The 10,610-nt window shown below is 38.3% G+C and carries 10 protein-coding genes; 7 read left to right on the forward strand and 3 right to left on the reverse strand.

Annotation, left to right across the window (positions count from 1 at the left end):
* Positions 1 to 3 precede the first annotated feature (3 nt).
* On the forward strand, positions 4 to 1,722 hold the full coding sequence (locus FTU62_RS14020) for a DUF2235 domain-containing protein (protein ID WP_180077526.1): 1,719 nt from the start codon (positions 4 to 6) through the stop codon (positions 1,720 to 1,722).
* 71 nt (positions 1,723 to 1,793) lie between these two features.
* Here the strand turns inward: FTU62_RS14020 and FTU62_RS14025 are convergent, their stop codons facing one another.
* Positions 1,794 to 2,573, reverse strand: coding sequence for a ferredoxin--NADP reductase (locus tag FTU62_RS14025; RefSeq protein ID WP_078189109.1), 780 nt, complete (start codon positions 2,571 to 2,573; stop codon positions 1,794 to 1,796).
* 106 nt (positions 2,574 to 2,679) lie between these two features.
* Here FTU62_RS14025 and tsaA point away from each other — a divergent pair, with 106 nt between their 5' ends.
* Positions 2,680 to 3,390 (forward strand): tRNA (N6-threonylcarbamoyladenosine(37)-N6)-methyltransferase TrmO, encoded by a 711-nt coding sequence (gene tsaA, locus FTU62_RS14030; protein ID WP_180102991.1) that lies wholly within the window; start codon positions 2,680 to 2,682, stop codon positions 3,388 to 3,390.
* 41 nt (positions 3,391 to 3,431) lie between these two features.
* Here the strand turns inward: tsaA and FTU62_RS14035 are convergent, their stop codons facing one another.
* A complete protein-coding gene (locus FTU62_RS14035; RefSeq protein ID WP_180102992.1) occupies positions 3,432 to 4,403 on the reverse strand; it encodes a hypothetical protein in 972 nt (323 codons plus the stop codon).
* A gap of 186 nt (positions 4,404 to 4,589) precedes the next feature.
* On the opposite strand from FTU62_RS14035, the gene FTU62_RS14040 reads away from it, so the two are divergent.
* The 4 genes from FTU62_RS14040 to FTU62_RS14055 all read left to right on the forward strand — a co-directional run bounded on the left by FTU62_RS14040 (position 4,590) and on the right by FTU62_RS14055 (position 8,938).
* Positions 4,590 to 6,347: a GspE/PulE family protein gene (locus FTU62_RS14040; protein WP_078194425.1), complete on the forward strand. Its 1,758-nt coding sequence runs from the start codon at positions 4,590 to 4,592 to the stop codon at positions 6,345 to 6,347.
* Between the two features lie 104 nt (positions 6,348 to 6,451).
* On the forward strand, positions 6,452 to 6,814 hold the full coding sequence (locus FTU62_RS14045; RefSeq protein ID WP_180077530.1) for a NirD/YgiW/YdeI family stress tolerance protein: 363 nt from the start codon (positions 6,452 to 6,454) through the stop codon (positions 6,812 to 6,814).
* Positions 6,815 to 6,945: 131 nt separating this feature from the next.
* Positions 6,946 to 7,614 carry a response regulator transcription factor gene (locus FTU62_RS14050; protein ID WP_180102993.1) on the forward strand — a complete coding sequence of 223 codons (669 nt, stop codon included), beginning with the start codon at positions 6,946 to 6,948 and terminating at the stop codon, positions 7,612 to 7,614.
* 4 nt (positions 7,615 to 7,618) lie between these two features.
* Complete coding sequence (locus tag FTU62_RS14055) at positions 7,619 to 8,938, forward strand: HAMP domain-containing sensor histidine kinase (protein WP_180102994.1); 1,320 nt, start codon at positions 7,619 to 7,621, stop codon at positions 8,936 to 8,938.
* A 196-nt stretch (positions 8,939 to 9,134) separates the two neighbouring features.
* Here FTU62_RS14055 and hemP read toward each other — a convergent pair whose 3' ends face one another.
* Positions 9,135 to 9,305: a hemin uptake protein HemP gene (gene hemP / locus FTU62_RS14060; protein WP_180102995.1), complete on the reverse strand. Its 171-nt coding sequence runs from the start codon at positions 9,303 to 9,305 to the stop codon at positions 9,135 to 9,137.
* 147 nt (positions 9,306 to 9,452) lie between these two features.
* On the opposite strand from hemP, the gene FTU62_RS14065 reads away from it, so the two are divergent.
* Positions 9,453 to 10,352 (forward strand): NUDIX domain-containing protein, encoded by a 900-nt coding sequence (locus tag FTU62_RS14065; RefSeq protein ID WP_180102996.1) that lies wholly within the window; start codon positions 9,453 to 9,455, stop codon positions 10,350 to 10,352.
* Positions 10,353 to 10,610: the final 258 nt, after the last annotated feature.

A 10,610-nucleotide genomic window follows, 5' to 3' on the forward strand; every position in this document is an offset into this window, starting at 1 on the left:
CCCATGTTTAATGAATTACAGAAAATAAAGAATAGTAATCAAGATGTTTCTAATCAGGGTCCTAATGCTAAACAGGATTGTTCTGATGTAGTTAATATTTCGATTTTTTTTGATGGAACTGGAAATAATTTAGAGAATGATGAAAAAATCGCTAAGCTAGCTAATCCTGCCAAATTATGGCGTAGCGCACTATTCTATAGCACTTTTGAAATGCAAAGTATGAAAGCACTTTCAAAACTGAGTCATCCAATTTATATATCGGGTGTAGGTACACCATTTAATGGTGATACTAATAATTGGGTTGATAAGCAAATAGCAAATTCACAAGACACATTTCCTACAGGTGGCGCTACAGGTGTTGGTGGATCAAGGCGCTTAGATTATGGTAAAGACCAGATTAGTGAAACATTAACTAGGGTATTGAAGCAGAAAATTGAACAAGCAGAAGCAAGCCTTAAATCTCAACTTGAGGAACGTAAAAGTGAAGCAGAAGCAAAAATCGAAGCTAATTTACACCAACATCGATTAATTAAAAAAATCAATCTATCAATATTTGGTTTCTCACGCGGAGCTGCATTAGCACGTGTTTTCTCTAATGAAATGATTTGGAATAATGAAAGTAAAGATTTAAGTTTAAATTATAGTCTGGCAGGACAAGCTGAAAAAATCCCTATGGCGATCCAATTTCTTGGATTGTTTGATACTGTAGCTTCATTTGGTTTACCAGCTACGAATATGCCGAATAAGTTGAGCTTTAGAGGGCGGGATATGGTAGTTGATCCTAGGGTTAAAAATTGCTTGCATTTGGTTGCTGGTAATGAATTAAGATTTTCTTTTCCTGTTGATTTAATACGTAAAGATGGCAAATTAGCCAATCCAAAAACGTGGAAAGAAATAGTTTATCCTGGTATGCACTCAGATGTTGGAGGAGGTTATCAGCCAAATTCACAAAATGTAGATAATAATTTCGCAAGAATACCTTTAAAACATATGATGGATGCTGCGGTAGCTGCTAATGTAAAACTTTTTGATTATATAAATTTAGAAAAAGAACAAAATAATATTTTTCGAGAAGACTTTAAAATAGAAGAAAAAACACAACAATTATTTAATTCAGTTAAAAAAGAAGTAGGAGCTTCTACTGGTGTTACAGAACATGATATTCAAAATTATATGAAGTTATATTATGGTTCTTATGGAACGTTACACCGAAGAAGACAAAAACATTTAATTAATGGTGATATTGAGCAAGCAAATGCTTCGCGTTCAGTTAGCCAAATTTCTAGGGAGGAGGATGGTTTTGAGTTTCCAACCGGACCTGCTGATATGGCAACTGAAGTTGAACGTATTAAGTGGACAAAGAACTATACTACATTTAATCAGTCAAATATTACGGGTGTAAAACACCTTTTTAGAATTTTTTATCCTGCATTTAAACTGTATGAAATGCTTGTGCATATTGATGAGTGGGAGTTGGAAAGTTGGGAAAAAGACGTCTCTCAAGAAGCTGTAGATTTTTATTCAAATTATATACATGACTCTAAATATGGGTTTGTGGCAAATGTAGAGCCGTTTAGTTATTTTAGACAGAGAACTGTATATGAGTCTAATCGTAGTTGGAAAGGACGTAGAACTGATAAAAAACTTGGACCTATATATGAACAGATACAAAATGAACCTGAAGAGAAACCCTTAGAAAGCGATTCTATATGCCAAATTTAAAATACCAAGTGGGATGAATTAGCAGTAATAAAAAACGAGGCAAAAGCCTCGTTTTATCTGATTCAAACTAATTATTTTTCAACGAATGCACGCTCGATCACGTAGTCGCCTAGAACTCCCATCTTAGGAGATTCTTTCAGGCCGTGCTGGTCAAGTAGTGCAGCAACGTCGTCTAGGAATGCAGGTGAACCGCAAAGCATTGCGCGGTCAGTTTCAGGGTTGAAACGAGGAAGACCAATTTTTTCGAAAAGTTGACCAGATTCAATGGCAGTAGTTACACGGCCTTGAGTATGGAATTCTTCACGGGTTACTGTAGGGTAATAAACCAATTTTTCTTTCGCGCCTAATTCACCAAAGAATTCGTGGTTAGGAATTTCATCTAAGATTAAATCTTGATAAGCCAATTCCGAAATGAAACGAGTACCATGTACAACGATGATTTTTTCAAAACGTTCGTAAGTTTCAGGGTCACGAATTACAGAAAGGAACGGTGCAAGACCTGTACCTGAAGAAAGTAGGTATAAGTTTTTACCAGGGTTTAAGTCATCTAGAACTAAAGTACCTGTAGGTTTTTTAGACACTAAAATTTCATCGCCAACTTTTACTTTTTGTAAAATAGACGTTAAAGGACCATCTGGAACTTTAATAGAGAAAAACTCTAATTCTTCTTCATAGTTTGCGCTTGCAATAGAATAAGCGCGCATTAAAGGCTTACCATTTACTTCAAGGCCGATCATCACAAATTGACCGTTTTTAAAACGTAACGCAGTATCGCGAGTGGTTTTAAAAGAGAATAAAGTGTCATTCCAATGGTGGACGTGAGTAATCTTTTCGACGTTAAAAGCAGCCATTAAAGGTCTCAATAAAATTATCAAATTAGAACAGCTTACTATTCTAATCTAAAATCATTCTCGATAAACTGAATATATTTAATTGAACTTATCAGAAAAAGTGATTATGTCTGAGCTTAAAATGCCAATTATCGGGTATATGAAATCTCCCTACCGAGAAAAATTTGGTATTCCACGTCAGCCGAATTTGGTGCAAGTCGAATCTTATATTGAAATGGTAGAACCTTATAACGATTTATTGGCTTTCGAAGGGATTGATGATTTTAGTCATCTTTGGCTGATTTGGCAGTTTCATGAAAATAAAAATGCAGATTCGACAAAATTTCGTCCGCAAGTTCGTCCTCCGCGTTTAGGTGGTAATCAAAAAATCGGGGTATTTGCGACACGAAGTATGTATCGACCGTCACCTATGGGCTTGTCGGTTGTGCAGCTCAAAGCTGTAAAAAAAGTCGGTAAATCGGTACGAGTCTATGTGGTCGGTAGTGATTTGTTGGATGTAACACCAATTTTAGATATCAAACCCTATATTCAATATTCAGATGCAGTTATGGATGCGCACAGCGGTTATGCGCAGGATGAGCCAGAAAGAAAATCTGTGATTTGGTCAGAGCACGCTGAGCAACAAAAACAGGTATTTTTGAATAATGGCAATTTAACCGAACAATTAACAGCAGAACTGGAACAAGTATTGAGCTTAGATCCACGTCCTGCTTATCAGCATGATGATGAACGTGTGTATGGCATGTTATTTGGTGGATTGAATGTAAAATTTCAGGTCTGTGATCTACAAATTCTGATTATTGATATATCTCAATAAAAAAAAGGAGCTTTTAGCTCCTTTTTTATTAAATGTGTAAATTATTTATTTGCCGCAAAACTTTGTTTGATCGCGTTTAGAGCAACATCGTTATACATGCTGCAAGAGTTCTCAGCTAATTGTTTAAACTCTAAAAATTGAGTTTTTTGAGTAGGATTAGTTGAAGTATTTATCCAATTATCAATAACCTTAATTAAATCCTGCATATTGTATTCCACTCCTTTAGGAGATAGGTAAGCGTCATAAAAACGATTTTTATATTGAGCTACGCCATATTCACTCTCATCATCAGCTACGGTATAGGCTACAGTATCTTTCATGATGTATTTTTTCGCAGTAATATCTGTACTAAGATCAGCCCACCAGTCAGCTAAAAAACTTTGACTATCACTATCTGAGGAATCTGTTAAATCTAAATACTGTTCACTATTTGATACTTTATTTAATTGTAAACAGCGAGAACCAGCGGGAAACTTAATATTTGAAATAGCTGTTAAGTATTTGAGAGCATCGTTAGAAATATAGTTGCTTGAATCAGTAATATTATTTTTTATGATCCAATAATTATAGGCATCAACTTGAGATGCTAGGATTTCACCTTCAAGATTGAAGGACTTCATTGTTGTCGTAATTTTTAGACCTGATGAATTAATAGAGGAATGAGGACTTAGCGTCCACACATTATTTGCAATGGATATATTGCCATTCAGATAGCCATACAAACTGTGTAGAGATCCTTCATCATACAAGCCATTCGCTGTGACCATAAATGAATCGCTACTTTCTGAAGTATATAGTTTACCATTATCGATAGTTGCAGTATCACTTTCGTATGACAGCACATCACTTTCACTGTCGAGTTCAAAAGTTGACCACTGTTGGAAAGCAGCATTTGGTATCGTTGGATTTTCGCTGGAGTCATTATTAGAGGTTGAGTTTCCACCGCCACCGCCGCAGGCAGTTAAGCTAAGAATAGTCATCGTATAAATTGCTAATATTTTTATTTTCATCATAAATCTTCTTATATCGTAATTATAAAGCCCTGATAGGCAACTTTATTATAGCTTAAATTTATGAATGTTTTCATTAATAACAAAAATAGTATGCTTTCAGAAAACCTATGTGCAAAACACAAATGACACAAGCGTGCCTTTAGAATTTTTTGCTATAGTAGTTTTATGTTTGGGGAACATAGAACAATGACTTTTAATTTTGAAATTGACACTTCTTGGTGTTTAGACCAATTACAAAAAGATGGACGTATTACTGAACGGGACAAAATGCTGATTCAAACCACGCACCGTCAGCGTGAGCAGTTGAAATGGCATCCTTTACAATGGATTGCCAATTTTAATTTAGTCGATCAGAGTCATCCGCAGTCTACCTTAACACTTAATAGACTCTGTCAATGGTTGGCAGAAAAGTCAGGTGTACCGTTTTATATTATCGATCCTTTAAAAGCTGATGTGCCTGCACTGACAGCCATTATGTCGCAGGAATTTGCAGTACGAAATCGCATTTTAGCGGTGGAATTACAAAATGAGCATGTGTTGATTGCAACGGATCAACCTTATAAAAATGAATGGATTGCTAATTTAGAAAGAACGGTATTACCACGCAAGATTCAGCGTGTATTACTCAGTCCAGATCAACTACAGCGATATTTGGTTGAATATTACCAAGTGAGTCGTGCGGTCAGTAATTCGCAAAAATCATCGAGTTATGACCGTGAAAATAAAGGCGTTGAAGCGCTATTACAATTAGGTGATACACAAAATCCAGATGCCAATGATCAGCATATTGTGAAGCTTGTGGATTGGGTCTTACAGTTTGCCTTCGAACAAGGTGCAAGTGATATACACCTCGAGCCGCGTAAAGATACAGGAAAGGTGCGTTTTCGTATCGATGGCGTATTGCATACCATCTACAACATGCCCGCAAATACCCTGACAGCCGTGGTCTCGCGAATTAAGATCTTAGGTCGGATGAATGTGGCTGAAAAACGTAAACCGCAAGATGGACGTTTAAAAACCCGTACACCCAAAGGCCAAGAAACAGAGCTGCGTTTATCGACGTTGCCAACGGCCTTTGGTGAAAAGTTAGTCATGCGTATTTTTGACCCTGAAGTCTTGGTACGTAGTTTCCAACAGCTCGGTTTTGAAGGGCGTCTGTTAGATGATTGGAAGGCCTTAACCAGTCATAGTCACGGTATTATTTTAGTGACTGGTCCGACGGGTTCGGGTAAAACCACCACGTTATATTCATCGCTCAAACAATTGGCAACCGAAGAAGTGAATGTCTGTACCATTGAAGACCCGATTGAGATGTTAGAGCCAAGCTTTAACCAAATGCAGGTGAATACAGGGATTGATCTAGGCTTTGCCGATGGTGTACGGGCGTTAATGCGTCAAGACCCTGACATTATCATGGTCGGGGAGATCCGAGATCATGATACGGCAAATATGGCGATCCAAGCTGCATTAACAGGTCATTTGGTGCTTTCAACTTTACATACCAATGATGCACCATCGAGTTTGACGCGATTACATGATCTGGGGATTCAGCCTTTTTTAACGGCAGCGACCATTTTAGGGGTTTTGGCACAACGTTTGGTTCGTCAACTCTGTCCACATTGTAAGCGTGAGACTTTTATCAATGAACAAGAGTGGAAACATTTGACCTTTGAATATGCGATACAAATGCCTGATTTTGTCTACGAGGCGGTGGGCTGTGATGAATGCCGTCAAACGGGTTATAAAGGCCGTGTGGGAATTTATGAATTTATGCCACTCAGTATTGAAACCAAGCAATTGATTGGTGCCAATGCAGATCTAACCCAACTACGTACACAGGCACGTAAAGAGCATGTCGAGCCATTACGAATTGCAGGTGCGCGTAAAGTACTTGCAGGTGTGACGACTTTAGAAGAAGTTCTGCGTGTCGTACCGCTCAACTAATGGTTCGATCAAATAAATAAAAACGTCTTTGCAGCTTAAGATTCGACTCATCTTGCTTTGTTTAAATAGCGCTATCGAAATAGACAAAGTAAGAGAGATCGAAGATGAAAACATTCACTCAATTGGTATGTGGTTTAGCATTTGCAGGTGTGGCATCGGTTGCAGTCGCGAATACAGCAGTTAATCAAACAGCTGTTGCACCGATGAAAACCACATCAGTGAAACATGCCTTAGGCTTAAAAGATGATAGTAAAGTTCAATTGAAAGGTTATGTTGTGAAATCGATGGGCGATGAAAAATATCAGTTCCGCGATAGCACAGGCAGCATTACAGTGGATATTGATGATCAACTTTGGCAAGGCAAAGCGATTTCAGCTAAAACACCAGTAACGCTCATTGGTGAAATCGACATTGATTACAAACCGACGAAACGCGTTGAAGTTGATGTCGATCAAGTAAGATTTTAATTTAGCCTGTTATTCATTTCAGTGCTGCTCCATAAAAAACCACGGCTTGCTGTGGTTTTTTTATGATTTGAGTAGATATGAGCAAAAGTTCGATACACTGAAGTCGTAACCATAGAAATAGGGTAGGTAAGATGCGAATTTTATTGGCAGAAGATGATGCATCCCAAGCCGACAGTATAAAAACATGGCTTGAAATGGATGGCTACAGTGTCGATTGGGTTGATCGCGGCGATCACGCTATTTTGGCTTTAGAACAACATCAATATGACTGCATACTTTTAGATCGTGGCTTACCAAAAGTAACTGGTGATGAAATTTTAAAACGTATCGTACAGTTGCATCCGCTTACACCAGTTTTATTTATTACTGCTCGGGACAGTATTGCAGATCGTGTTGAAGGTTTAGATCTGGGAGCCCATGATTATTTGGTGAAACCTTTTAGCTTGGAAGAGTTGTCAGCAAGGGTACGTGCCCAATTACGCTTGCATCATCAACAGCGTGATAATTCTCTGACTTTCGGGGATTTAAGTTTAGATGTACAAGCTAAAACGCTGCGTAAAAATGCGGAATTGATTACGCTGACATCGCGTGAATATCAAGTCTTGCATAAGATGTTGTTAAATCCTGAGCATATTATGACGCGTAGCCAACTCGAAGAATCACTCTATGCTTGGGGCGATGAAGTTGAAAGTAATGCGATCGAAGTTTTTATTTACCAATTGCGTAAGAAGATTGGCAGTGATTACATTAAAACCTTAAGGGGCTTGGGTTATCGCATGAATCTTCCTCAACAAAGTTAAGTTTATGAGTGATAAAAAAAGTATTTCCTTACAGTCGCAACTGATTAAAACCTCACTGCTCAGTGCAATTTGGGCGGGAGCAATCTCTCTGTGTCTGATGTTGGGATTTGGTTTGTATCACATCATGAATGTACACGATGCCCTGATGGACGAAGTGGCAGATATGCTTACTGCTACTGATCTAACGCTGAAGCAAGACGAACAAATAGATGAACTAAGTGAAGAGTTTGATATGCAATATCAACTCATGCAAGGGTCGCAAGTCTTAACCACATCGGAACAACACACAGCATTTGAACATCAGCCCAATTTAAAACAAGGGTTGCATTATCAATGGAGAGAAGGCGCGCTTTGGCGTAGCTATGCACTTCAGGACGATGGATTAAGCGTACAAATCATTCAACCGATGAAAACACGGCTGAGGGAAACGCTGCAAAGCGTACTAGGCTATGCAGGGATTCTATTGATTGTCTGGTTGATCCAATGGCTATTACTGCATATTTTGATTAAACGTCAATTGAAAGTTTTACAGCTTTTTTCAAAACAAATCGCTGAAAAAAATGTAGATGACTTACAAGCCATTGTTTTACCTGAACCTGTATTACAGGAACTAGAACCGATCCAAACACAGCTGAATTTTTTATTAAACCGATTAGATCAAGCCTTAGAGGCGGAACAACGCTTTACCTCCGATGCCTCACATGAATTACGCTCACCGCTGTCTGCGATTCAAATGCGACTTCAGGTATTAAAACGAAAATATCCCGACATTCAGCAGGATTTATTGAGCATACAGCACGATGTTAATCGAGGAACACGCGTGTTGGAAAATCTACTAATTTTGGCACGGCTCGACCCGACGCAATCGGAGCAATTAGATAAAAAACAAGACGACTTAGAACAGCTGAGTTTACAAGTCCTTAATGCTTTACAGCCTTTCATTGAAGAAAAGCAGATCGAATTGAAGCTACAGACCCAGTCTGTACAGTTTGCGATGAACGCAGAGTTGATGTTTAGCTGTCTACGCAATTTAGTCGATAACGCTATTCGCTATAGTCCTGAGCAAGGACAGGTAAAGATTGATTTAACGGTAACAGCACAGCAGGCGGTTTGGACGATTGAAAATCAAGGTGCGGGACTGACAGTCGCAGAATTGCAACGCATTGGCGAGCGATTTTACCGTGTATTGGGAACGAAGACGCAAGGTTCAGGTTTAGGTATTTCAATTGCCCAAAAAATTGTACAGTTACATCAAGGCCATTTAAATGTGGATGCATCTGAACTGGGTGGCTTAAAGGTACAACTCACTTTTCCAATCCGTTAAAAACACGATTTGCTCTAAGGAATTTAGCGAAAGAGTGTTGTGAGAGGAAGATAAGTGTTGCGATTTAAATTAAGTTTGAGTAGCTATAAATCTTAATTTAACTAAGTACAAAACTTAAAAAGCAGTAAGCGAATGACTTACTGCTTGTGTCCACGATTATTTTTATTGCGCTGATAATTATTATTTTTATCAGAAATTATTTGGTCAAAATAAGGCGATTATTTCGTGTTAAACGTAGTCGATATTCTTCACCTGCATGCATAATGCGAATTTCACGTCCTAAAGCAAAAAGGTTGTTTGAATGTAGCATTGGCAGTGAGTGGTGTGCTTCATTGCTACGAGTAAAAAGGTTAAATGGTGCGTTCATTCCGTCGACTCCGTGGTGTATTTCTGAATGGTTTAAATGATAATCATTATCGAATAGGCCTGTCAACGGTAATTTTAGGATTTTATAAAAAAGATAAATTTGCTTACACTTAGATATCAATTGGAACAGAGTAGAGAGCAGGGAACTATGTCGAAACCGCAAATCGATGTCGCCATTGCGATTTTATTGCATCAAGACAAAGTACTGGTGGGTTGGCGTGAAGCAAAACAACATCAGGGCAATAAACATGAGTTTCCGGGTGGTAAAGTTGAGCAGGGTGAAAGTCCTGAACAAGCGTGTCGTCGTGAAATTTTTGAAGAAGTTGGAATTGGTTTACATGACTGGCATGCTTTTAATTTTATTCAACATGAATACGATGATGTCATTGTGAAATTACATTTATTTCATGCCATCGTCCCGCATGCGTTGCTGAATGAAATTCAAAAGCCATGGGCCTGGTATTCGCGTCAACAACTCATGAGTTTGAATTTTCCAAAGGCCAATCAAGCTATTTTGCAACGTTTATATTGGCAGCAACAGATCAAAATCACCGCCGATCTACCAACACTTGAAACGCTTCAAGAGACGCTGTTGTATTATTGGCGAGTCGATGCCAGCATAGAAAATGCAGAGGCATTAAATCAATTACCTACCGTGATTTTAAAGCAATTGATAATTAATGAAGATCTATGGTCATTGCTCTCTACAGAGGTGCAAGCACATATTTCGTCATTACATCTTAAACAGCACCAATTGCTGCAAAAAAATAAAGGTGATTTACAGCTTGGGAAGCGCTATATCGCAGCTTGTCATGATCAAGTTTCTGCACTGCATGCGCAAAAAATTGGCTGTGATGCTATTCTTATGAGCCCAGTTCTGGCGACACAAAGTCATCCAGAGGCGCAAGGTATGGGATGGGCGCATTTTTCTGAGATTGCACGAGGCATAGAAATACCTGTTTTTGCTTTAGGTGGCATGCGTCCTGAATTATTGCCTATTTCACAGCAACATCATGCTTATGGGGTGGCAGGTATTCGCTGTTTTTAGAAACTAGAATGTGTATATTGAATTAAAGTCGTATTTGAAAGTCGTTATGTAAAATTCAGTGAAGGTTGGTTAGAAATAGACTTACTATTTGTAAGCTATTTAATGATGTTACGCCCGTAAAAATAATTACGCATTTTTCTCTGTACACGACAAATTTCACAGAACCCTTATCCTATCAGGATTCTGCTTTCTTAAAATTGCCAAAATTTCCTTAAACTCTTCTTTTTTCCCAAAACCAATTAAACGCTGAATCGCCAT

This window comes from Acinetobacter sp. YH12126 (assembly GCF_013418745.1).
GTDB lineage: Bacteria > Pseudomonadota > Gammaproteobacteria > Pseudomonadales > Moraxellaceae > Acinetobacter > Acinetobacter amyesii.